Raw genomic sequence first — 23,673 nt, forward strand, 5'->3', positions numbered from 1 at the left:
CCTCCTCATTGAAGCGTATTGACTTTTTGGATGGTTTTCGCGGTGTAGCCATATTATTGGTGCTGGGTTATCACTATTTTTCGCGTTTCGCGAATGAACCAATCGAATATTATCCGTACGGTAATGTTTTGGCGAGCGTGCCAATATTTGAACTTGGCTATAACGGTGTTTATTTATTCTTTGCTGTTTCAGGCTTTGTCATAGCAATGACGCTATCCCGTACGGCAAATACGGTGGAATTTGCCGTGCGTCGCTTCGCACGTCTATGGCCGACCATGCTGATTTGTTCCATTATTACCTACCTCGTTCTCTGGCGTTGGCCGATCTTCTGGCCCCAGTCACCCATTAACTTTTTGCCCTCGCTTACATTTATCGACGGGTCAATGGTTTGGGGGCAGTTGTCACCTGTCTTGGAGTCACAATGAATTGACGGCGCCTATTGGACGCTTTTTGTTGAAGTGCGTTTTTACTTTATAGCCGGCGTTGTGTATTTCATTTGTCCTTCCCTGTTCTCTCGGAATATGGGGCTTTTGATGTTAATCGTGAGCGGGTTTTATTGTAGTTCAATCCTGAGTGGGCTGGCTGAGCGAGCTGCTATCATGGATTTGTTGTTGATTGCGCCCTATTTACCCTGGTTCATAGGAGGGTTGGCGGCCTATGAAATCTGGCGAGGTGGGCATCGAACCGGGCTGCTCCTTTCAATCAGTAGTTTGGGGGCTATAGCCTTACTTACTGCCGTTGATGCGCCGGGCGCGAGCCTGTTTGTTGCCCTCGCAATCGCTGGACTTTTTCTGCTCTGCATGTGGAGTGAAACGATATCCCGCCTTTTCTCTTCAAATTGGTTAACTGTGGTAGGCGTGAGCTCGTATAGCCTGTATCTACTACATCAAAATCTCGGCATAACATTAATTGCCGTATTGGCGCGAAAATTGGGAGTGGAGGGGTACCTGAGTATCAGCCTTGCACTAGGGATGTCGCTGCTAATGATTTTTTTTGCTTTTTTAGTTTGGCGCTTTTGGGAGCAACCCTTGAACCGAGCAATTGTGTCTGCCTACGTTCGGCGGGGCCGTCGACCGTCGAGCAGAGTAGAGGTAATTCGTAAATGAAGTTGGTTTATTTATGCAATGAGTATCCGCCGGCGCCGACAGGTGGAATTGGAACCTTTACCAAGGGGCTCGCGAGGGAACTTGTGGCACGGGGGCATGAGGTTCATGTTGTAGGGCATTATGCGCAGTCGCTATTTTCTAAAGAGGTTGATGACGGTGTGTTGGTGTGGAGACTCCCTGCTCCTTCTGGTGTGCTAGCGCCAGTTTGGCGAAAGATTTCTATTACTAAAGTTCTAAAAGAAGTTTCGAAGACGGGCCTGATTGATGTTATCGAGTCGCCAGATTTTGAAGGGTTGTTATCTTTTTTGCCGCCCGTTAGTCGAGGCACTGTGGTACGGCTGCACGGGAGTCATCGTTACTTTTCATATGAACGCGGTCTTCGTCCTTCACGGTCAATCGGTTTTTTCGAGGCTCAGGGACTGAAGCGCGCGGATGCGGTGGTATCTGTTAGCGATTATACGGGCAAGCTAACGCAACAACTGTTTGGAATTCGCGACGATATTTCTACTATCTATAACGGGGTTTATATTCCTTCAGGGATTAAAAGTAAAAGTTGCTACGATACAAAAAAGAGAGCCGTCTATTTTGGAACTTTGGCTGAAAAAAAAGGGGTTCTACCTCTTGCTCAGGCATGGCGTCAATTTATCATCAAAAATCCGGACTGGACTCTTACATTTATTGGACGTGATTCCATTTATCGAAATCGATCCATGAAGGAACAAATATTAGAAGCCTTGGGCGATGCAAGTCGATCAGTAAATTTCGTGGATGGAATGAGTCACGAAAATGTTCTTCGGCGATTGACTAGCTATGATTTTGCTGTGCTTCCTTCGTTTTCAGAGTCGTTCGGTCTCGTCGCAATTGAGGCGATGGCATTGGGCGTTCCCGTCATATTTACTGCATTATCAAGCGGACCGGAAATTGTAAATGATGGTGTGGACGGCTGGTTAAGCGATCCTAGAGATTTCAGGACCATTACGTCTGCAATGAATACTGCTGCGTCTTCAGTTGAAGAAAGAAAGAGAGTGGCAAAAGCAGCTTATTACAAATGTGACGCTCTTTTTTCTTATGAAAAATTCATAAATAAAAATATAGAGCTATATTCTAATGTTTGTGAACGGAATTTCAAAGAACCTTAATTTATTGCTGAGTTTGATATGATTCCAGTTCTTATTTTGACTCCTTATTTCGCACCACAAACACATGCAGCGATGTTTCGTGTGCACAAACTAGCCAAGTATTTGCCAGAGTTTGGATTCAAGCCCATCATTGTTACATCAGATACTAACTATCTTTATAACGAAGATCCTCGACTCCTGGAGGAGTTGCCGGATTGTGTCGAGGTGCATCGTGCTCGTCACATTGAGCCGACAATTCGCGGACTTCGAATGGCAATGGGAGGAAAAGATAGGACCTTCGCTGCTCTTAAAAGAAAATCTCTACTATCGCCCCTCTCGACTGGCGGAAAAAAAGAAACTCAGGGAATAAATACTCGGCCTCGACTTAATATGGGGAGAATTGTCAGGGTGCTTGCTGAATGGCCAGATCGTTACTGGACATGGGATCTTGCGGTGCGGCACATTTGTAGAGACTTAATTCGAAAGCATGAAATTCGGTTACTTTATACTACCGCGATTCCCACCAGTCCCTTACGTTCGGCACTCTTCTTACAAAAGGAGTTTGAGTTGCAGTGGGTGGCCGACTTTCGTGATCCGGTAGGGTATGGTTCGAAGCATACCGCACGGGGGCTTTTAGGGCATTTTTTTGAGCAGCGAATCATGAACCGAACAATGGCGTCGGCCAGTATGGTGACTGGACTCTCTGGAGCATATGGCGGCATTTTCTTTGACCTTTATGGGTTACCTGAGTCGCGGTTTCGTTTCATTCCGACAGGATTGGACCAAGCTTATCTAGACGACACTGCGGAACAACGCCAGGTATTTATACATGTAGGTGAGGTAATGCCTAACCAGTCGGCACATGCCTTCAGCGTAATGGCACGTGCCGCAGAGCTAGAGCCAGAGTGCTTTGCCGGATTCCGGCTCGAAGTGGTGGGGCGAAGGGATATTAACCAACCCTTGGTTGAGAAAATAGTTGGGGGAATTCCGAGTTGGTCAATACCGATCGATTTTATAGATCATATACCGCAAGGCCAGCTTTATCGTCGTATTCGCACATCGCGGGGGGCCCTCTTAATTCCCGGAAGACATCGTTATTGGTGGACGAATTTCGCCAAGCTTGTGGATTACATTGGGCTGGGAGTTCCGGTAGTAGCAGACGTGCCCCCAATAAGCGAGGCAAGAGAAGAGCTCCGAAAAACCGGAAATGCCCATTTCCTCGGGGGTAGTGACGTTGATTCGGATGCTCGCTCGCTCTTACAGTGGATGGATGAGGAGCCCACAGAGGGTGATAAAAAGTATCAAGCTCGCTACACGGCGCGGCAACAGGCGAAGGAATTTGCCAGTATCTATCACGATCTATTGAAGCGCGAAGGGAATTAATCGTGATCGTACTTTTAAGCTATGACTACCCACCCAATGATGGCGGCATAAGCCGGCTAGTTGCTGAGCTTACGAAGGGCCTGCTCAAGCTCGGGCAGGAAGTAAAGGTCGTAACTGTTGAAGATAATGGCCGGGCGGGACCATTGCGACCTGAAGTGACCACAGCCGAAGTTGCGTCCAGAGGGTGGATGCGTCATTTGGCCACCCTTCGCTCCATCCAATCAGTGCCTAGTGAAGCAAAGCTTATTGCATCTGTTTGGAATCCGGAGGGGACTCTGGCGTGGATCGCCGGGCGTTCCAGCAATCTCTGGATTATGGCTCATGGTAACGAAGTGATGCCGTATCCGAGTGGCTTACGATTCGGGTTGAAGAAATGGCTCCGTGGTCGGGTGTTGGCGGCTGCAAAAGGCGTAATATGCAACAGCCGCTATACAGAAGGTCTTGTTAAGGTTGCCTGTCCTTCCGCCCGTACAGTGGTTATTCCGTTAGGTGTCGATGTATCGCGATTTAGTTGTTCTACAGAAAAAGCTTCTGCTCGGGAGCAGTTTGGGTTGCCCGAACGAGGGCGTATTGTTTTAAGTGTATCCCGGCTCAATTCCTATAAGGGGCACGACACGGTTCTGCGTGCGCTGGCCTCGTTGCCAGCCGCTGAAAGGGAGGAACTGCACTATGTTGTCGCAGGGAAGGGGGAGCACCTCTCTGCGTTGAAGGCGTTGGCTAAAGAGCTTGAAATATCAGGTCAGGTTCATTGGCTTGGATTCGTTGGCGAAGCAGACCTCCCGTTGCTTTACAGAAGTGCCGATTTGTTCGTCTTATGCACCCGAGAAGATTCGCGCGGGAGGGGTGTTGAAGGGTTCGGATTGGTCTTTCTCGAGGCTCAGGCTGCAGGTATTCCGGTACTGGGAACTCGCGCGGGGGGAATACCTGACGCGATCAAGGAAGGGCGGGGTGGCTGGCTGGTGCAGCCAGACGATATTGAAGCCCTGCGTAACAAGCTTTCGGAGCTGGCCAGCGGGCACGAAAAGTTCGAAATGCAAGGTATTGAAGCCCGGCGGCGCGCGGAATCCGAATGCACGTGGGACGTTTACGTCGATAAATTTTGTGAAATTTTGGAATTGCAGCCCGGAACTGTTGGAGCGACGGCAGCCAGTAATTTGGGAGTGTTAAAAGATGTTTAAGATTGAGAGCGGTGAACGCGCACCTTTGGCGCCTCAGCTTGACGGTGTTTCTGTCGTTATCCCCACTCTCGACCGCGCTGAGGTGCTGGTGGATACGGTGAAGGATCTGCTGGCGCAAGATTTCGAGTGCTATGAGCTCATCGTGGTTGACCAATCAGAGCGGATCAATGAGGCGGTTGTAGAGTTGCTAAAAAAAAGTAACGTTACCGCCCGCTACTTCAAGGCAGAGAACTTCAAGGGGCTTCCGCAGGCCCGAAATTATGGGTGGAGGCAGGCACGTTTTGAAATTGTGCTCTACATCGATGACGATGTCCGTGCAACGTCCGAGTTCGTGAGAGCGCACTATGATGCCCATAAGCGGACGGAGGCTGCAATCATTGCGGGCGGTATTGACGAAGCAAAAGGCGATCTCCCAAGTTCCCGTGTGCCTGGATCGTTCAACTGGTGGACCGCGACGCCCTACCGCAACTTTAGCGTCAATCGTCCCGGATGGTGCGAGCATGCTCCCGGGGGGAACTTCTCGGTAAAGCGAGCAGTGTTAGTCGAGTGTGGGGGTATTGACGAGGTACTTAGCATTGGCGCGGCTCTTTATGAGGAGTCCGAGCTTGCGCTTCGTCTTGGAAGTAGAGGCTATAGCACTTGGTTTGAGCCTGCGGCGCGTTTGACACACCTCGCGGCTCCAATGGGTGGGTGCCGAGTACAACGTGATTGGCCGCGTTACATGTTCGGGCTGTCCCATAATCGTGCAATCCTAATTTTTCGGCACCTTAAACCTTGGCATCGTCCGACGGCGATTCTACGAATCTTACTTTTAGGACTTTCCTACAGCCGTTTCTCAAAATCTCTGAGGCCAATGATTGCAACCTTTCGCGGTCTGCTAGCAGGAAGAGAAGCGGCTAAGTCACCGCCCTTGAATGTCGATTTGATGGCCAGCGAATGCATTACCTATTAGTACCCTACTTGCTTCTGGGCGCGATCGCCGTGGTCGGTTTTCATGCCCATCGCAATCCGGGTTTGAAAGCCAGTCTTGTCATGGCGGCGGCAAGCATCATGGTGATGCTTTTTTTCGCAATCGTGTTAAGGCCTGTTACTGGCGATTCTTGGCGTTATTATCAGTACTTCCTGCAAGTTAGTGAACTGCCATTATTGGAAATTTTTGATTTCCAAGACCCCGATCCACTCTATGCTTTGCTTAATTGGGTGGTTGGCCAACTCGGTTCTTCGCCTTGGATGTTGTTCGCGGCAACGTTATCTCTTTACTTCAGCACGGCCCTCCTTGCATTGCGTAATCGATTTACTCCAATCGAGTATTCTATTTTGATTGTATCGATGGCTGCGTACCCGTATTTCATAGCCTACGCTGCCAGCGGGCTACGTCAGGGAATCGCAATGGCGTTCCTGCTTGCGGGATATCTTGGAATAAGAGAGGGCAAAAGATCCGCCTGGCTATGGGTCTTAGCTTCTACCCTTTGGCACTCTGGGGCTTGGTTGGCGGTTGGTGTTCTTATGGTTCACCAGATCATGTGTATGCTGTTAAAGAGGCAAAGGGCTCGCTGGGTATGCGTGTTTGGGATGTGGCTTTTTTCAGTGACACTGTCTATCACAGGATTGAATGGGGTGGTTGGCGGACTTTTGCCACAGGTTGTAGATCTTGATGCGAGCTACGATATCTACTTTATGGATCCCCGCGAATTCGGTTATCGGGCAGGGTTTCGGCTTGATTTTACTTTGTTCTCGATGATCCCATTAGTGGCAGCACTTATGTTGAGGCGAAAAGCTTGTGTTTTTAACTATGACACTGCTGCAGGTTGGTTGTTGTCTTTATATCTTTCTTTAAACGTGATCTATAACATTTTTTCATTTGCGCCTTTTTCGGACCGTTTTTCTGCTTTTTCATGGTGGCTTATACCTCTTGTTGTTTTTGTTCAAGTAAGTGCTTCAGGGGATAAGCGTCTGATGTCTCTGTTCGTAATTAGTGTTTTTCTGATTAATTCTTTAATGTTGCAGTTCTATACAGGGAAATTTTTGGTTATTCCAAACTAGTTTGTTTAGAATTATAGCTTTAATTTTCACTGTTTTTTATTTAAACACTATCCAGTGTGCTCAGATATTTAAATATATGGATGCGGTTTTCGTTTTTCTTTTCGTGCGTAAAATTCATTATTAGTATGTTCAGATGTTTGTTGTATTTAGGAGTTTTTGAGTTATGGAAAATTTTTTGCTCACTATTGTGACTTGCACCTTCAATAGGCGAGATCTTTTGGAAGTACTATTTAGATCGATTGTTGATCAGGAGCAATTCGGACATTCCGTAAAATGGTTAATTATTGATGATGGGTCTACAGATGAGACTGGTTTTCTTTTGCATGATTTGGCTGAACGTTATCCTCAATGCGTAGATTATTTAACTATCGAAAACGGTGGGAAACATAGAGCGTTAAATCGAGCCATGAGTCTTGTTGATACTGATTGGTTTATGGTTGTCGATAGTGATGACTGTTTGATCTCGGGCTCTCTAGGTATCGTATTAGAAACAATAGAGAAAAGTGGTCTTGATAATGTCGGAATGATTGCAGGTTTGCTCAGATTTAAAGGTAGCCAAAAAAAGAAGTTTTCCACACCGTGTAACCCATGTAAGTTCTATGACTGGGTGTCGTTGCAGGGCCAGTTTGATTTTTGTCCCATTTTTAAGACATCCGTGGCGAAAAGTATTCTTTACCCCGAGACGCCCGGTGAAAAATATATGGCTGAATCTTGGAAGTATGAGGAAATTTCGAAAACGCATTGCACTTATTTTCTTAATGAAGAGCTTGTTTGCGCAGAGTATCTTGCCTCTGGCTTGTCCGCTAAATCAAAAAAAATTCGAATAAGTTCACCAGTTAGTGCTATGTATGTATATTTCGGACAATATATGAGTGATCGAAGGCTAGGTTTGAAAGTTCGTGGAGCGGTTAATTTTTGGAGATTTTATTGCCACGCATTGCTTCGAAAAAAACAATGCGATCACCTAAAAAAGCCAAGCCGCGTTTGGTTTTTTCCAGGGTTTTTCGTTTTTTTGTACGACTCAATTTTGGGGTGGTGAGCATTGAAAGGGGTGCGTATTTTTTCATATTTTAAATGTTTTTTATTTCCTCGTTTTCGTTTAAGTTTTTACCTGGTTTTATAACTAAATTTATATGGCCTTTATCTTCATCTTTCTCTGGTTATCTTCCGCTGTCTATTAGGTATATTATTCTAAGGTTAACGGCAAAAAATGGAGATAATGTTTGTTTAGGTAGCTATGTTATAGTTTGGAATGAGCGGGGTTTAGTTTTAGGTAGGGGTGTTTCTATAAATGCAATTTGCTATATTGAAGCGTTGGGTGGCTGTCGCATTGGGAATAAGGTATCAATCGCACACGGTGTATCAATAATGACAACTAATCATACGTGGAGTGATAAATCTGTTCCAATAAAAGATAATAAACTATCAGCTGGTCCGGTAGTTGTCGAAGATGATGTATGGATCGGTTGTGGAGTGAGAATATTATCTGGCGTAGATATCGGCTCACGTTCTATTATCGCCGCGGGCGCTGTAGTTACAAAAGATGTGCCGCCGGGGACGTTAGTTGGTGGTGTACCCGCTAAGACGATAAAGAGATTATAACTTTTTTTCATAACCAGCTTTAATTGTTCTTGTAAAACCGCTTAAAAAATGATCGAGGTCGTCCCTGTCGCTGCTTTTCTACTTTTTTGCCTTTGCAATGGTGTGAGCCAATTTTTTAGCACGGCTTTCTTGATGTCAAATCTTGGAACCTGCCGATATTTGATGAATAGTTAAGCTGCTAAGCCCCACCCTGGGCCGATGGCGACCTCTTACTTGCAAAATCAGATTGAGTGCACAAAACAGCCGATGAGCCCGTTAGTAATTACAAACAATCCTCAACGCTTCACTATCTGGAGCCGTTTGCCGAATTCCTAAGCTGGGTAAGGCTCATCAACACTATGATGCGCTGGAATCACGGATGTGTCTCGTGACGTTTCCAGTTGGCGGCGATACACGAAGTCACTAATGCCCGTGATTCGGCAGGCTCGATGCATGCGGGTACGCCTACTTGAGGTAATCAATTAGTTCTCGTCGAATGGCTGGCTTTACAGCTTTTTCCAAATGGTGACAGATGTGATGGGCTGCCGGCACGCGAATGAGGAAAGTGTAACTGGATGGTTATGCGAGGTGCGTGATGCGGAGTCTCTGGCTGAACAGATGGGATGGGTGTCGGAAATGGATGCTTCTCAATTGAATAGGGCAGGTGGCAAGGTTCGGAGGCGAATCGAAGAACAGTTCAGTGACGAACGTGTAGTTGAAGCCTATCTCGATTATTTATCAGTGTGAGGATGTTATGTCTAAGTATCAGGAAGTTCGCGAAGGCGTGGCTGCAGCCCCCAAAACTTGGCTCATCACCGGCGCAGCGGGATTCATCGGCTCGAACCTCCTCGAACATCTGCTGAAACTCAACCAGCGTGTGGTGGGTTTGGATAACTTCGCCACCGGCCATCAGAGCAACCTGGATGAAGTTCAAAGCCTGGTGTCCTGCGAACAATGGTCCCGCTTCCAATTTATGGAGGGGGACATCCGCAACCCGGAGGATTGTGTCCGGGCCTGCAAGGGAGTGGACTATGTACTGCATCAGGCCGCGCTGGGTTCGGTGCCCCGATCTCTGAAGGATCCCTTGGCCACCAATGCAGCGAACATCACGGGCTTTCTGAATATGCTGGTGGCGGCGCGGGATGCGGAGGTTTCGAGCTTCACCTATGCCGCAAGTAGCTCGACCTACGGCGATCACCCGGCCTTGCCAAAAGTCGAAGAGAACATTGGCAAGCCACTCTCACCCTATGCGGTAACCAAGTACGTGAATGAGTTGTATGCGGAGGTATTCGCTCGCAGCTATGGTTTCAAGGCCATTGGTTTGCGGTACTTCAATGTATTTGGCAAGCGGCAGGATCCGAATGGCGCCTATGCTGCCGTTATTCCCAAATGGACGGCGGCTATGGTGCGCGGTGAGGACGTTTGGATAAACGGCGATGGCGAAACCAGTCGCGATTTTTGCTTTGTGGAGAACGCGGTGCAAGCCAATTTGCTGGCGGCGACGGTGGACGAGCCAGCGAAAAACGAGGTTTACAATGTGGCGGTCGGTGACCGCACTACGCTGAATCGTCTGTTTTCGGCTTTGAAGGGCGCGCTCGCGGAAAATGGGGTTCGGTATGACAAGCCGCCGGTGTATCGGGACTTCCGACCTGGAGATGTACGTCACTCTCAGGCTGATATTGGTAAGGCAGCGACCCAGTTGGGGTATGCGCCGGAGTTCCGGATCACTGAAGGGATTGCCAAGGCTATGCCCTGGTATCTGAAACAATGAGCTCTCAGGTTCCTTGCCGATGCCAGTAGTCTTTCTGACCTCTAACACTTCCTGGTACTTGTACAACTTCCGCCGCAGCACCATTACTGCTTTGCGTGAGCAAGGCAAACTGGTGGTCTGCCTCTCGCCTATGGATGAATTCAGTCAGCGCTTGGTCGATGAGCTGGGCGCGGAGCATATCGCCTTGCCCCTTGATGGCAAGAGCACGGGCGCGGTTCAGGAGCTGCGCAGCTTGCGTTTTATTTGGTCGGTGATGCGGCGGTATCGGCCAGATTTCGTGTTCAATTTCACAGTGAAAATGAACATCTACTGTGGTCTTGTCTGCGCGCTGCAGAAGATCCCATTTGCCAATAATATTTCGGGCCTGGGCACGGCGTTTATTCACGACTCCTGGTTGTTTCGGCGAGTGCGTCAGGTGTATGGCCTGGTGAATCGACGGGCGCGGCAACTGTTCTTCCAAAATGAAGAAGATTTGTCGGTGTTTTTGAGCAAGGAGTTGCTTGGAGATACGCCTTATACGTTGTTGCCAGGCTCTGGGGTCGACTTGCGGCGGTTCCAGGGGGTGCCCCTGCCGGAGGATGGTCCCTTCACTTTCGTCATGATTGCTCGGTTACTGGGGGACAAAGGCGTTCGGGAGTACGCCGAGGCTTGTCGGCTTTTGAAAGGGGAGGGGCTGACTCTCCGTTGCCTGTTGGTGGGCCCGCTGGGGGTGAGCAACCGAACCGCCATTTCGGAAGATGAGGTGGCGCGGTGGCAGGCTGATGGCATCCTGGAATATGTGGGGGCGACAGACGACGTTCGCCCATTAATTGAGCAATCCCATGTGCTGGTGTTGCCGTCGTATCGGGAAGGCATGCCGCGCACGGTTCTCGAAGCCGCTGCCATGGGGCGGCCGGCAATCGTGACCGATGTGCCGGGGTGTCGGCATGCGATTGAGCCGAATGTGACCGGTTGGCTGTGCGAGGTCCGCAACGCGAGGTCGCTGGCTCAGCAAATGAGGCGGGTATCCCGGATGTCTCCGAGTGAACTGCAGAGTTCCGGGTGTGCAGCCAGGCAGCGGATGGAAGACCAGTTTAGCGAAGACGTGGTGATTCGCGCTTATCTGAATTGCTTATGACTTGAGCGCATCCCACCCACCCACCCACCCCAATTAGGGGTTGCCGGTGGAAGTTCAGGTTTGCAAAGCTAGCCCGGTCCCTACATTAATTCGATTCACGGGTTCAAGTTAGGGAACCTTTTCGGGTTTAAAAACGTGATCTGTATCACATCTGTTACAGCTTGCGGCATAGTTGTGTATACTTTGCTTTCTATCGATTTCGCCAACTGCAACGGGACGCAGTTTGGCAGCCAGGAAGGTGTGTCACATGGAAGCGACCAGTTTTACCGGCCTGTTAGCCGGTGCCATTTCTCTTATCTCCATTATTTTCCTGAAGCCTGTCGCAGTGTATGTGGATCTGCTGGACAAAGCGGATCATCGCAAGCTGCATAAAGGCGCTATTCCCCTTATTGGTGGCCTGAGTGCGTTTCTAGGGCTGGCCATTGCCTGGTTGGTTTGGATGCCCGTTGTTCAAGGGTATGGCCTGTTCCTGCTGTGTGCGGCTTTGCTGGTTATTATGGGTGCGATCGACGATGCGCGGGATTTGCCGGCGAAATTCCGTCTCGGCGTTCAGGTGGCCCTGGGCGCCTGGCTGACGCTGGGGTCCGGTATCTCGCTGCAGTCCTTGGGTGACTTGCTTGGGTTTGGCGATATTCCGCTGGGGATTGTCGGTCCGGCGGTGACCATTGCCGCGATCATCGGGGCGACCAATGCCTTTAACATGATCGACGGTATCGATGGACTCGCCGGTAGTTTATCGCTGGTTACCCTCGTGTCTCTGGCATTGTTGTTCGCCAGCTCTCCATCCTTTCGGCTTGAGTTCACCCTGTGTTTGGGCATCTCTGTCGCGCTGATTCCCTTCTTGGCCGCAAACCTTCGCGTGCCGCCATTCCGCAAGAAAATATTCATGGGCGATGCAGGCTCCATGTTCATTGGTTTTGCGGTGGTGTGGTTGCTGGTCAATGGAACCCAGCCGGAGAGCATGGCTTTCCGCCCGGTCACAGCTCTTTGGTTAATTGCCGTGCCGCTGATGGATATGGTGGCGATCATGGTTCGTCGCGCCCGCAAAGGGCAGTCTGTCATGAAGCCGGATCGAGACCATTTGCACCACATTTTCATGCGGGCGGGATTTACGGACAGGCAGGCTTTGATTTTGATTACCTGTATCGCACTTGGGTTTGCCATGTTCGGGCTGATCGGCGAACACTTTCAAATTCCCGAGTGGGTCATGTTTACGGCGTTTGTGGCCGTGTTTGCCCTCTATGACTGGGGGCTCAGCCATGCCTGGCGTTTGTTGGTGGTTTTTCGAAAGCGTTCAGGCGATCGAGCCGTTTAAACGAGCCCAAGATTTTCGTGTCTGGTGATTGTTGCCTGTAATTTAGGAAGTTTTACTTTCGGTGGTCCCGGGCTCGGGTCCATCGATAAGTAAGTGGCATCCCAGAGCTCCTTTCTTTCGTATCTCCGTGCTTTACCTTCCGTAACCGCTCTGCGACTAAGTTTGCCTTACACTCTAGCGTTAATCATGTGCCGCACCGGGATGTTGATAGTCCCCAACTGCGGTAGAATACGCAGCCATTGCGATACTCATGATCTGAATTGAAATCACCAGGACATATTCCGATGTTTGAAGATAAGACGATCCTCGTCACCGGGGGTACAGGCTCTTTTGGTCACAAATTCATCCCGATGACACTTGAGAAATACAACCCGAAGAAAATCATCGTGTTTTCTCGGGACGAGATGAAGCAGTGGGAAATGGCCAAGCTGTTCCAGGGGGACGACCGTCTGCGCTTCTTCATTGGCGATGTTCGCGACAAAGAGCGGCTGTACCGGGCATTGGATGGAGTTGATTATGTGGTGCATGCAGCCGCTACGAAAATTGTTCCGACCGCTGAGTACAACCCCTTTGAGTGTGTGAAAACCAACATTCACGGCGCCATGAACCTGATCGACGCCGCGATTGATAAGGGTGTGAAGGGCGTGGTTGCGCTGTCTACAGACAAGGCCAGCAGCCCGATCAATCTGTATGGCGCCACCAAGCTGGCTTCAGACAAATTGTTCGTCGCCGGTAACTCCTACTCTGGCAGCCATGAGACCAAGTTCTCCGTTGTCCGCTATGGGAATGTGATGGGCTCCCGCGGCTCGGTGATTCCGTTCTTTATGTCCATCAAGGAAAAGGGCGTGCTGCCCATTACTGATCCGCGGATGACTCGGTTCATGATTTCCCTGGAACAGGGTGTGGAGCTGGTATGGCACGCGTTTGAAGACATGGTCGGCGGTGAGATCTACGTCAAGAAAATCCCGTCCATGAAGGTAACTGACCTGGCTCGCGTGGTGGCACCGGAAGCCGAGCAGGAAGTCGTGGGTATTCGCCCGGGTGAGAAGCTCCATGAGCAGATGATTGGCGCTGAGGACTCTCATTTCACCTACGAATATCCCGAGCATTTCAAGATTCTGCCCAATATCAACAACTGGGGCTCCTGCGCGGACCGGATCAAGGACGGTAAGCGCGTTGAGGAAGGTTTTGTCTATTCCAGCGATAACAACGCTAAGTGGATGACCGATGAGGAGCTCCAGGCCTGGATTGAGCGTCATTACAGCGAGATCGGAAAGATCTGATCATGATTCCATACGGCAAGCAGGATATTAACCAGGCGGATGTGGATGCGATCCTTGAGGTCCTGAATTCGGATTTTCTGACCCAGGGACCCAAGGTGCCGGCGTTTGAGGCCAAAGTGGCCGGCCATGTCGGCGCGCGTCATGCGTTGGCGGTCAACAGCGCCACCTCGGCTCTGCACATTGCCTGCCTCGCGCTTGGGTTGGGTCGTGGCGATTGGTTGTGGACCACACCGGTGACCTTTGTCGCTTCCGCGAATTGTGGCCTGTACTGCGGCGCCCAGGTCGATTTCGTGGATATCGATCCAAACACGTACAACCTCTGCCCCAAGGCCCTGGCCGCCAAGCTTGACCAGGCCGAGAAAGCAGGGCGCTTGCCGAAGGTCGTGGTGGCCGTGCACCTGTGCGGACAGCCTTGTGATATGGAGGCAATCCAAGACCTCGCAGTCCGTTATGGCTTCAAGGTGATTGAAGACGCTTCGCACGCCATTGGCGGTAAGTACAAGGGCGAATTCATTGGCAGCGGCGCCTACAGTGATATCACGGTGTTCAGCTTCCATCCGGTCAAGATCGTTACCACCGCTGAAGGGGGTATGGCCCTGACCAATGATGACGACCTGGCCAGCAAAATGAACCTGCTTCGCAGTCACGGCATCACCCGAGATCCGCAGTTGATGACTCGGGAGCCGGATGGCCCCTGGTACTATCAGCAGGTGGATTTGGGCTTTAATTATCGGATGACTGAGTTACAGGGCGCTCTGGGTGTCAGCCAGATGGACCGCTTGGATCAGTTTGTCGCGCGTCGGCATGAGCTGGCGGCGCGCTATGACGATTTGCTTGCTGATCTGCCCGTGCGCACGCCGTGGCAGCACCCGGACAGCTACTCCGGTCTCCACTTGTACGTGGTTCGCCTCCAGCTTGACCGTATTGAACGGACCCATCGTGAAGTATTTGAGTCGCTCAGGGGGCAAGGTGTTGGAGTAAATCTGCACTACATCCCGGTGCATACCCAGCCTTACTACGAGGCGATGGGCTTTTCTCCGGAGGAGTTCCCCGAATCGATGGCGTATTACCGGGAAGCGATCAGCCTGCCCATGTTTCAGGGCATGACAGACTCGCAACAGGATGAAGTTGTGCGTGCACTGAAGACAGCCGTTGGCGCGGAGCAGGCCTGATGCAGCCAAGCCGAGTAGCGATCATTCCCGCCAGGGGAGGCAGTAAGCGCATTCCGCGGAAGAATGTTAAGGAATTCTGCGGTAAGCCCATGATTGCTTGGTCGATTGAGGCCGCTCTTCACAGCGATTGTTTTGAGAGGGTTGTGGTATCGACGGACGATCCTGACATAGCGGCCGTGGCCCAAGAGTTTGGCGCGGAAGTACCCTTTACGCGTCCGGATTCCTTGTCTGATGACCATACGGGCACAATCCCGGTGATTCAGCATGCGGTCCAGTGGTTGAAGGATGCCGGCACGCCGGTGGATTTCGCTTGCTGCCTGTATGCGACCGCACCGTTTGTAACCCCAGAGGCGCTTCGGGATGGCTGGGAAAGGATTCGTCAGGGTGACTGCGATTACGCGTTTTCGGTGACCAGCTTTGCGTTTCCTATTCAAAGGGCAATTCGCATAACCGAGCAGGGACGGGTCGCCATGTTCCATCCGGAGCACTTCAACACCCGATCCCAGGACCTGGAAGAGGCCTGGCACGATGCCGGCCAATTCTATTGGGGCACTGCGGAGGCCTGGCTTGAAAGGAAAGGCATTTTCGCTGATGGATCCGCGCCGGTAATGCTGCCTCGCCATCGTGTCCAGGACATCGATACGCCGGAGGACTGGGAGCGGGCAGAATGGCTGTTCAAGGCCATGAAGGCATCCGCCGACCAACCTCGGGGTGACGAACTCAAATGCAAGTAGCGTTTCGAGTCGACGCGTCCCTGAAAATAGGCACCGGGCATGTCATGCGGTGCCTGACCCTGGCGGATGCTCTTTCAGAGCGGGGGGTGACCTGCAGCTTTATCACTCGGCGGCAGCCAGGAGATTTGGAAGCCCTGATTCGGGATCGGGGCTTCGAAGTCAGGGTGCTCCAGGAAGTATCACCGGATGCCATCAGTTCAGCGATGGATGCCGGGAAAGACGAGCCGCCCCACCAGGAATGGTTAGCCGGTGGCTGGGAGCTCGATGCCAGCGAAACCGTCGCCGCCCTAGGGGGGGGCAAGTGCGATTGGCTGATCGTTGACCACTATGGCATTGATGCGCGCTGGGAAAAACAGATGTCCGGGCACGTCGGGCGCGTGATGGTTGTTGATGATCTAGCCGATCGGCCGCATGTCTGTGATGTATTGTTGGATCAGAATCTGGGCCGGGTTGAGACGGACTATGAGGCCCTGGTGCCGAATCACTGTGTTCGCCTGATTGGGCCCGGCCACGCTTTGCTGAGGGACGAGTTCCTTCAGCACCGGGAGTACAGTCTGGCCAGACGGGCGTCGAGTAGCCTTGGGTCAGTCCTGGTTTCCTTGGGCGGGGTGGACAAAGACGACGTTACGTCGCGGGTGCTTGGGGCCTTGGATGCATTAAGCCCCAAGCCGACAGTCTCTGTTACCGTGGTAATAGGGGCGAGGGCGCCCTGGCTGGAAAAAGTGCGAGCAACTGCCGAACGCATGCGTATGCCTACGACGGTGCTGTGTGGTGTATCCAACATGGCGGAACTGATGGCGAATGCCGACCTTGCGATTGGCGCTGCAGGTGGCACTGCCTGGGAACGCTGCTGCCTTGGCCTCCCAACGTTGATGGTGACGCTCGCCGACAATCAGGTGCCCGGAGCCAAGGCACTTGAATTGGCTGGCGCCGCTGTGTGGCTGGGTGGGCCCGATGAGGCCATCAAGCGGTTACCCGCGGAATTCAAGGCACTTGAGGCGGAAGAAGCTCTTCATCGCCTAAGAGAGGCGTCCGCTCAGTTGTGTGACGGCGCTGGCGCCCACAAGGTATGTCGAGTGCTGCTGGGGGCTCAGAAACTGGGATGAGTGAGGACAGTATTCGGGAGATGACGTTGGACGACCTCGGTCTGGTGCGCTCCTGGCGGAACCACCCTGAGGTTCGTCGTTTCATGTACACCACTCACGAAATTGGTGAGGATGAGCATCGGGCTTGGTTTGAGCGCGCGAGTGCCAATCCAGCGATGACTCTGCTGATTTACGAGCAGGAAGGTGAACCCCGTGGATTCGTGAATATTTCTCGCTCCAGATCCGAAACGGTGGCCGACTGGGGCTTCTACCTGGCGCCCGAGGCGGAGAAAGGAACAGGGCGGAAGCTGGGGAGTCGGGCGCTGGCATACGCGTTTGCCACCCTGGGACTGCACAAACTGTGCGGCCAGGCGTTGGGTTTCAATGAGCGTTCAATCGCTTTTCACAAGGCTCTCGGTTTTCGCGAGGAGGGCCGTTTGAGAGACCAGCATTTTGATGGGGCGACTTACCATGATGTGGTGTGTTTTGGCCTGCTGGCGGATGAATGGAACTTCAGGAAATAGGTGACAAATTTATGACCGAGCCGAAGATTACGATTGCTGGACGTGACATCTCACGATTACACGCGCCCTACATCATTGCGGAACTCTCGGCAAACCACAACGGGCGGCTGGAGACGGCTCTCAGGATTATGGAAGAGGCGAAAAAGGCCGGGGCGGACGCAGTAAAGCTGCAGACTTATCGCCCTGACACCATCACTCTGGATTCGGACGCCGAAGATTTCAGAATTAAAGGCGGCTTGTGGGACGGCCGGACCCTGTACGAGTTGTATGAGGAGGCCCACATGCCCTGGGAGTGGCACAAGCCTCTGTTTGAGCATGCACGTAAGCTGGATATTCCTGTTTTCAGTTCTCCGTTCGATACAACGGCGGTGGATCTGCTCGAGGACCTGAATGCTCCGGCCTATAAGATTGCTTCCTTTGAGGCCGTAGATCTGCCCTTGATCCGTTACGTAGCGGCCACAGGCAAACCGATGATCATCTCAACCGGTATGGCAGATGCCGACGAAATTCGGGAAGCCATCGCGGCGGCCCACGAAGGCGGCTGCAAGCAGTTGGCCGTTCTGCATTGCGTGAGCGGTTACCCGGCGCCGGCCGAGGACTATAATCTGCGGACCATCCCGGACATGTTCTCTCGTTTTGGCTTGGTGACCGGTTTGTCGGACCATACCCTGGATAACACGACCGCCATTGCCAGCGTCGTCCTCGGCGCTTCGATTATCGAAAAACACTTCACCCTGGATCGTAATGGCGGCGGGCCAGATGACAGCTTTTCCCTGGAGCCGGACGACCTGGCCGCACTGTGTCGCGACAGCAAGACGGCCTGGAGGGCCCTGGGGCAGGTGGATTATGGCAGGAAGTCGAGTGAGCAGGGCAACGCCCAGTTCCGTCGCTCCCTCTATTTTGTGAAGGACCTGAAGGCCGGTGATATCATTACGCCGGACGCAGTCCGCAGTGTAAGACCCGGCTTCGGTGTGGCTCCGAAATTCTATGACCAAGTCGTCGGTAAATCTGTGAAGGTAGAAGTAAGCAAAAACACGCCTGTGTCCTTCGACGTAATGGCTTGATAACCAAAGGAATGGATGGCTCCGTGTCGCTAGGAATCAGACTGCTGGATGTTGTTTTTGCGGTGATAGGGTTGGTTGTGTCACTGCCCCTGCTAGTGGTGTTGCTGCTTCTGGGCTATTTTGACACCGGCTCACCACTGTTTCGGCAAGAGCGAGTGGGGCAGTCGGGAAAGCCTTTTACCCTGGTCAAGTTCCGAACCATGAGGCCGGAGACGGCGTCTTTGGCGTCTCATTTGGTTGCACCGTCATCGGTGACGCCGCTTGGAAGGTTTCTGAGAAAAACGAAGCTGGATGAGTTGCCTCAGCTCTGGAATGTGCTCAAGGGCGAGATGAGCCTCGTTGGCCCAAGGCCCTGTCTGTTCAATCAACAGGAGTTGATTGAAGCCCGAAAGCAACACGGGGTGTTTGATGTTCGTCCGGGTATTACGGGGCTGGGCCAGGTTGAGGGCATTGATATGTCGACTCCCGAGCTTCTGGCGGGAAAGGATGCCGAGATGATGAGGGATCTGTCTCTCTTTCGATATTTTCATTACATCATTGTGACTGTTCTGGGGCGTGGCTCTGGAGATAGAGTTAGAAGTCATTAAGGAAAACTCAGGGTAGGGATTTCGTGATCAAAGAAAAGGTCAATTCGTTAAAGGTGATGCTCTTTGAGTTGCCCCGGCCAAAGAAGCGAGCCATTTCTGTATTTGCGGATTGCATCTTTATCCTCGCATCCCTGTGGGCGGCGTTCGCTTTGCGGTTTGAGGATCCTCTGTGGGCACCTTCGGCGGGTCAGCTAGGGGCGTTCTTTTGCACGGCAGGGGCGACCATTATTGCTTTTGTCCGTCTTGGCTTGTACCGCGCGGTTATTCGATACATCAGTGAGAAAGCGCTGATCGTCATTTTTGCGGGTGTGGTCATCTCGGCGATTTCCCTGATCATATCCGGTTTTCTGATTCAAGTGGTCGTGCCGCGCTCTGTACCGGTTATCTACGGTGCCTTCGTCTTTACGCTTGTGGCCGGTACCCGATTCGGGTTTCGAGCCCTCATCAACAGGCCTCGGGAAAAGGCGAAAGGGCGGGTTTTGATCGTTGGCACCGGCCCTACCGCGCTCCAGCTCTCCTCTGCCTTGACCCAGGGCACCGAATACCGGCCCATGGGCTATGTGTCTCTCGACAAGAACAGCCATAAATCAATGATCGCCGGGATGCAGGTCTACGGGCTGGCGCACATCAAAAAGGCTGTGCGTGAGCAGGGCATACAGAGGATCTTTCTGGCGTTGGAGCAGGACGGCGCCGTTGAACGTCGAGACCTGATTCGTCGCCTTGAGGATCTGGCCGTACCCGTTCAGACCGCGCCCTCCATGTCTGAGTTGGTCGCAGGCCAGGCAAGAATCAATGATATCCGAGACTTGGACGTGGAGGATCTCTTGGGGCGCGATCCGGTGAGGCCGGATACAGCCCTGCTCGCAGAGAATCTGCGGGGTAAATCGGTTCTGGTGACCGGCGCTGGCGGTTCTATTGGGTCTGAGTTGTGCCGGCAGATCATTCGCTACCGGCCGCGCCTGCTGGTGCTGTTCGAGCAGTCTGAGTTTTCCCTTTACGCGATTGAGCGGGAGCTTGAGTCCGTCAATCACGTTGAGGGGCTTGATGTTAAAATTTATCCTTTGATGGGGAGTGTGTGCCATCGTCGACGGTGTGCCGCGGTGATGCGCGCATTTGGCGTTCAAGTGGTCTACCACGCTGCCGCTTACAAGCATGTGCCTCTGGTCGAGCACAACGTGATCGAAGGGGTTCAGAACAATGTTTTCGGAACCTGGCATGCCGCTGAAGCGGCTATTGAGGCGGGAGCCGAGCGTTTTGTGCTTGTTTCGACAGATAAGGCGGTTCGCCCGACCAACGTTATGGGGGCGTCCAAGCGTTTGGCGGAGCTCATCTTACAGGGGCTTTCCGAGCGGCAGAGCAAGACCATTTTTTCCATGGTCCGTTTTGGCAACGTCCTGGGCTCCTCTGGCTCGGTGGTCCCCCTCTTTCGTGACCAGATCCGGGATGGTGGGCCGGTAACAGTCACGCACCCGGACATCATCCGGTATTTCATGACGATTCCTGAGGCCAGCCAATTGGTGTTGCAGGCAGGAGCCATGGGGGATGGGGGAGAGGTCTTTGTTCTTGATATGGGCAAGCCCGTTAAAATCGCCGATCTCGCGAGAAAGATGATTCGCCTTATGGGCCTGACTGAGCGTACCTCGGATGAGCCTGATGGTGACATTTCCGTTGTCTACACCGGGTTGCGTCCCGGTGAGAAACTTTATGAAGAGCTTCTTGTTGGTGATGACCCGCAAGGCACAGCCCATCCCCGAATCATGATGGCCAGGGAACTTTCCCTCAAATGGTCGGAGGTGGAGCAACTGCTGGACAGGCTGAATTCAGCCAGTCGCGCCTTTGATTGTTCAGCCATCATCGACATCCTGCGAGATGCCCCCATCGGTTACGCTCAGGATCAGACCCTGGAGGATTTCGTTTGGTGCAATTCCGACAAACAGTTAGGTGCTGAAGTTTCCGAAAAAGCCGGAAATAAGGTCAGTATTTTGTACGGACAGTAACTAACTCCCCGAAGATCCCTACATTCCATTCTGTTACACTCCGCGCCGTGTTCCGAATGAGAATGCTTTCCTGAATTCCCTGCATTTTGCCGCTAGTTGGAGAAATTGATGAGAACGCTTTGCGTTTTTGGCACTCGCCCAGAAGCGATTAAAATGGCCCCTTTGGTGAAGGTGTTGGGCCAAGACGATCGTTTTGAGTCAAGGGTCTGTGTCACGGGCCAGCACAGGGAAATGCTGGATCAGGTGTTGCGGCTGTTTTCGATTCGCCCAGACCACGACCTCAACTTAATGAGGCAGGGGCAGGACCTTACCGACCTCACCTGCGCGATACTCCAGGGCATGAGAGAGGTACTTGCCTACGAAAAGCCAGATATGGTTCTGGTTCACGGTGATACTGCAACCACCCTGGCGACGTCTCTCGCCGCTTATTACCTGCAAATTCCCGTAGCGCACGTCGAGGCAGGTCTTCGGACCGGCAATCTGTATTCTCCCTGGCCTGAAGAAGCCAACCGGAAATTGACCGGAAGTCTGGCGCAAATTCATTTCGCGCCAACGGATCGCTCGAAGCAGAATCTAATGACTGAGGGCGTGCCTGAGTCAGCCATTCATGTCACCGGTAACACGGTGATTGATGCGCTCTTGGATGTTGTGGCCAGGCTGGATCAAGACCAGGCGCTGCGGAAGAGGTGTGCGGCTGAATTTCCATTCTTGCGCCAAGATAAGCGTTTGGTCCTGATTACCGGGCACCGGAGAGAGAGTTTCGGCGGAGGGTTTGAACGGATTTGCGAGGCGGTCGCCAAGCTTGCGAGCGCCCATCAGAATGTCGATTTTGTTTATCCCGTTCATCTCAACCCAAACGTTAAGGAGCCGGTTCACCGATTGCTTGGAAGTTTGCAGAATGTTCATTTAATTGAGCCGAAGGATTATTTGCCCTTCGTTTACTTGATGAACCGGTCTGCAGTCGTGCTGACGGATTCCGGGGGTATTCAGGAAGAAGCGCCTTCCCTGGGTAAGCCGGTACTCGTAATGCGAGACACCACTGAACGGCCCGAAGCCGTTCAGGCAGGCACTGTTCGGCTGGTTGGCACCGAGGTAGAACCTATCGTTCGAGAGATGACTCGCCTGCTGACAGACGATGCCGCCTACCGAGAAATGAGTTTTGCTCATAACCCGTACGGCGATGGGAAGGCCTGTGAACGCATTGCGGATGGTTTGAAACAATTTCTAAGGGTCAATAAATGAGTTTTGACACGATTGCGGTCGTTGGGCTTGGATACATCGGGCTGCCCACCGCAGCAGTTTTCGCATCTCGAAAGAAGTGGGTTGTTGGGGTGGATATTAACCCTGACACGGTGAACCTGATTAATCGCGGCGAGGTGCACATCGTTGAGCCGGATTTGGACATGCTTGTGCATGCTGCGGTCACCGAGGGATACCTGCGCGCAACGTGTGAACCCGAGGCGGCCGATGCGTTCCTCATTGCAGTGCCGACACCCTTCAAGGATGGGAACGAACCTGACCTAGCCTTCATTGAAGCTGCCAGTCGAGCCATTGCCCCAAGGTTGAAGCCGGGCAACCTGGTGGTTTTGGAGTCGACGTCCCCAGTGGGAGCAACAGAGCAGATGGCTGCGTGGCTCGCCGAGGAACGCCCCGATCTCACTTTCCCTCAGTCTGCGGGTGAAGAATCAGATGTCCGGATTGCACACTGTCCCGAGCGCGTGTTGCCCGGACACGTTCTGCGTGAGCTTGTCCACAATGATCGGGTAATCGGTGGCATGACGCCTCGCTGCTCCCGAGCGGCTGTGGATCTGTACCAGACCTTTGTTGAGGGTGAGTGTGTGGTCACGACCGCGCGCACAGCGGAAATGTGTAAGCTGACCGAGAACAGTTTCCGGGATCTGAACATTGCCTTCGCAAATGAGCTCTCCATCATCTGCGATAAACAGGGCATTGATGTTTGGGAACTTATACGCCTGGCTAATCGCCACCCCCGTGTAAACATTCTGCAACCCGGCCCAGGGGTCGGAGGCCACTGCATTGCCGTTGACCCTTGGTTTATTGTCAGTCAGACGCCGGATGAGGCACGGCTGATTCGAACTGCCCGAGAGGTCAATGATGGTAAACCTCGTTGGGTTGTTGAAAAGGTAAAAAGTTTGGTTGAGGAGTTGGTTGCTAAGGAGTGTAAGGCTCGCAAGAAAATCCGCATAGCGTTTTTGGGCTTGGCATTCAAAGCCAATATTGATGATCTGCGGGAGAGTCCAGCGTTGGCTATCACATTGAGCACTGCCGAGGAGTTTCCGGGCCAGGTGGTGGCGGTTGAACCGCATATCGATCAGCAGCCAAAGCCCCTTTTAGAGGCAAACATTCCCTTAGTTTCATTGCATGAAGCAATGCAAGCAGACATCGTGGTGTTGTTGGTCGATCACAAGGATTGGCTTAACCTGCCCCTCGATGTTGGAAATTGTCAGCGACTTTTGGACACAAGAGGCGTTATTACCTCGGTCTCCGCGAACGATTAATTGCATGAAAATGGTTCGCCTTATATGGAATGGCTCAAGGTATTCAATCTATCGCCTTTTATACAGTACCAAAAGAGCTTAACTAGAAATCCGAAA

The 23,673-nt window shown here is 52.2% G+C and carries 20 protein-coding genes and 1 pseudogene; all 21 read left to right on the plus strand.

Annotated features, from left to right (window positions below):
• Positions 1-26: 26 nt before the first annotated feature.
• Positions 27-1,106 (plus strand): annotated as a pseudogene (locus tag U5822_RS18350) (acyltransferase family protein).
• Complete coding sequence (locus U5822_RS12170; protein WP_322855890.1) at positions 1,103-2,245, plus strand: glycosyltransferase family 4 protein; 1,143 nt, start codon at positions 1,103-1,105, stop codon at positions 2,243-2,245. Before U5822_RS18350 ends, U5822_RS12170 begins: the two are co-directional and overlap by 4 nt.
• 18 nt (positions 2,246-2,263) lie before the next feature.
• Positions 2,264-3,607 carry a glycosyltransferase gene (locus U5822_RS12175; RefSeq protein WP_322855891.1) on the plus strand — a complete coding sequence of 448 codons (1,344 nt, stop codon included), beginning with the start codon at positions 2,264-2,266 and terminating at the stop codon, positions 3,605-3,607.
• A gap of 2 nt (positions 3,608-3,609) precedes the next feature.
• On the plus strand, positions 3,610-4,785 hold the full coding sequence (locus tag U5822_RS12180; protein WP_322855892.1) for a glycosyltransferase family 4 protein: 1,176 nt from the start codon (positions 3,610-3,612) through the stop codon (positions 4,783-4,785).
• The gene (locus U5822_RS12185) at positions 4,778-5,737 is read left to right on the plus strand and encodes a glycosyltransferase family 2 protein (protein ID WP_322855893.1); all 960 of its coding nucleotides are present in this window, start codon (positions 4,778-4,780) and stop codon (positions 5,735-5,737) included. Before U5822_RS12180 ends, U5822_RS12185 begins: the two co-directional genes overlap by 8 nt.
• Positions 5,722-6,828, plus strand: a complete 1,107-nt coding sequence (locus U5822_RS12190; protein WP_322855894.1) for an EpsG family protein — start codon at positions 5,722-5,724, stop codon at positions 6,826-6,828. The genes U5822_RS12185 and U5822_RS12190 overlap by 16 nt, the downstream gene beginning before the upstream one ends.
• 163 nt (positions 6,829-6,991) lie before the next feature.
• Positions 6,992-7,867: a glycosyltransferase family 2 protein gene (locus U5822_RS12195; RefSeq protein WP_322855895.1), complete on the plus strand. Its 876-nt coding sequence runs from the start codon at positions 6,992-6,994 to the stop codon at positions 7,865-7,867.
• Between the two features lie 35 nt (positions 7,868-7,902).
• A complete protein-coding gene (locus tag U5822_RS12200) occupies positions 7,903-8,430 on the plus strand; it encodes an acyltransferase (protein WP_322855896.1) in 528 nt (175 codons plus the stop codon).
• Between the two features lie 733 nt (positions 8,431-9,163).
• Positions 9,164-10,180: an NAD-dependent epimerase/dehydratase family protein gene (locus U5822_RS12205; protein ID WP_322855897.1), complete on the plus strand. Its 1,017-nt coding sequence runs from the start codon at positions 9,164-9,166 to the stop codon at positions 10,178-10,180.
• Between the two features lie 19 nt (positions 10,181-10,199).
• Entirely contained in the window at positions 10,200-11,297 is a 1,098-nt protein-coding gene (locus U5822_RS12210; RefSeq protein WP_322855898.1) for a glycosyltransferase family 4 protein, read from the plus strand.
• Between the two features lie 247 nt (positions 11,298-11,544).
• A complete protein-coding gene (wecA, locus tag U5822_RS12215; protein ID WP_322855899.1) occupies positions 11,545-12,612 on the plus strand; it encodes a UDP-N-acetylglucosamine--undecaprenyl-phosphate N-acetylglucosaminephosphotransferase in 1,068 nt (355 codons plus the stop codon).
• A gap of 284 nt (positions 12,613-12,896) precedes the next feature.
• The gene (gene pseB / locus U5822_RS12220) at positions 12,897-13,895 is read left to right on the plus strand and encodes a UDP-N-acetylglucosamine 4,6-dehydratase (inverting) (RefSeq protein ID WP_322855900.1); all 999 of its coding nucleotides are present in this window, start codon (positions 12,897-12,899) and stop codon (positions 13,893-13,895) included.
• Between the two features lie 2 nt (positions 13,896-13,897).
• On the plus strand, positions 13,898-15,067 hold the full coding sequence (gene pseC / locus U5822_RS12225) for a UDP-4-amino-4,6-dideoxy-N-acetyl-beta-L-altrosamine transaminase (protein ID WP_322855901.1): 1,170 nt from the start codon (positions 13,898-13,900) through the stop codon (positions 15,065-15,067).
• On the plus strand, positions 15,067-15,801 hold the full coding sequence (gene pseF, locus U5822_RS12230; RefSeq protein ID WP_322855902.1) for a pseudaminic acid cytidylyltransferase: 735 nt from the start codon (positions 15,067-15,069) through the stop codon (positions 15,799-15,801). Before pseC ends, pseF begins: the two co-directional genes overlap by 1 nt.
• 44 nt (positions 15,802-15,845) lie before the next feature.
• The gene (pseG, locus tag U5822_RS12235; protein ID WP_425259411.1) at positions 15,846-16,907 is read left to right on the plus strand and encodes a UDP-2,4-diacetamido-2,4,6-trideoxy-beta-L-altropyranose hydrolase; all 1,062 of its coding nucleotides are present in this window, start codon (positions 15,846-15,848) and stop codon (positions 16,905-16,907) included.
• 20 nt (positions 16,908-16,927) lie between these two features.
• Complete coding sequence (gene pseH, locus U5822_RS12240; protein WP_322855904.1) at positions 16,928-17,410, plus strand: UDP-4-amino-4,6-dideoxy-N-acetyl-beta-L-altrosamine N-acetyltransferase; 483 nt, start codon at positions 16,928-16,930, stop codon at positions 17,408-17,410.
• Between the two features lie 11 nt (positions 17,411-17,421).
• On the plus strand, positions 17,422-18,474 hold the full coding sequence (pseI, locus tag U5822_RS12245) for a pseudaminic acid synthase (RefSeq protein ID WP_322855905.1): 1,053 nt from the start codon (positions 17,422-17,424) through the stop codon (positions 18,472-18,474).
• Between the two features lie 23 nt (positions 18,475-18,497).
• Positions 18,498-19,061 (plus strand): sugar transferase, encoded by a 564-nt coding sequence (locus U5822_RS12250; protein WP_322855906.1) that lies wholly within the window; start codon positions 18,498-18,500, stop codon positions 19,059-19,061.
• 56 nt (positions 19,062-19,117) lie between these two features.
• Positions 19,118-21,058, plus strand: a complete 1,941-nt coding sequence (locus U5822_RS12255; RefSeq protein WP_322856927.1) for a polysaccharide biosynthesis protein — start codon at positions 19,118-19,120, stop codon at positions 21,056-21,058.
• Between the two features lie 108 nt (positions 21,059-21,166).
• Positions 21,167-22,300 carry a non-hydrolyzing UDP-N-acetylglucosamine 2-epimerase gene (wecB, locus tag U5822_RS12260; protein WP_322855907.1) on the plus strand — a complete coding sequence of 378 codons (1,134 nt, stop codon included), beginning with the start codon at positions 21,167-21,169 and terminating at the stop codon, positions 22,298-22,300.
• Positions 22,297-23,577, plus strand: a complete 1,281-nt coding sequence (gene wecC, locus U5822_RS12265; protein ID WP_322855908.1) for a UDP-N-acetyl-D-mannosamine dehydrogenase — start codon at positions 22,297-22,299, stop codon at positions 23,575-23,577. The genes wecB and wecC overlap by 4 nt, the downstream gene beginning before the upstream one ends.
• The last annotated feature ends 96 nt before the right edge of the window (positions 23,578-23,673 follow it).

Source organism: Marinobacter qingdaonensis, from assembly GCF_034555935.1.
GTDB lineage: Bacteria > Pseudomonadota > Gammaproteobacteria > Pseudomonadales > Oleiphilaceae > Marinobacter > Marinobacter qingdaonensis.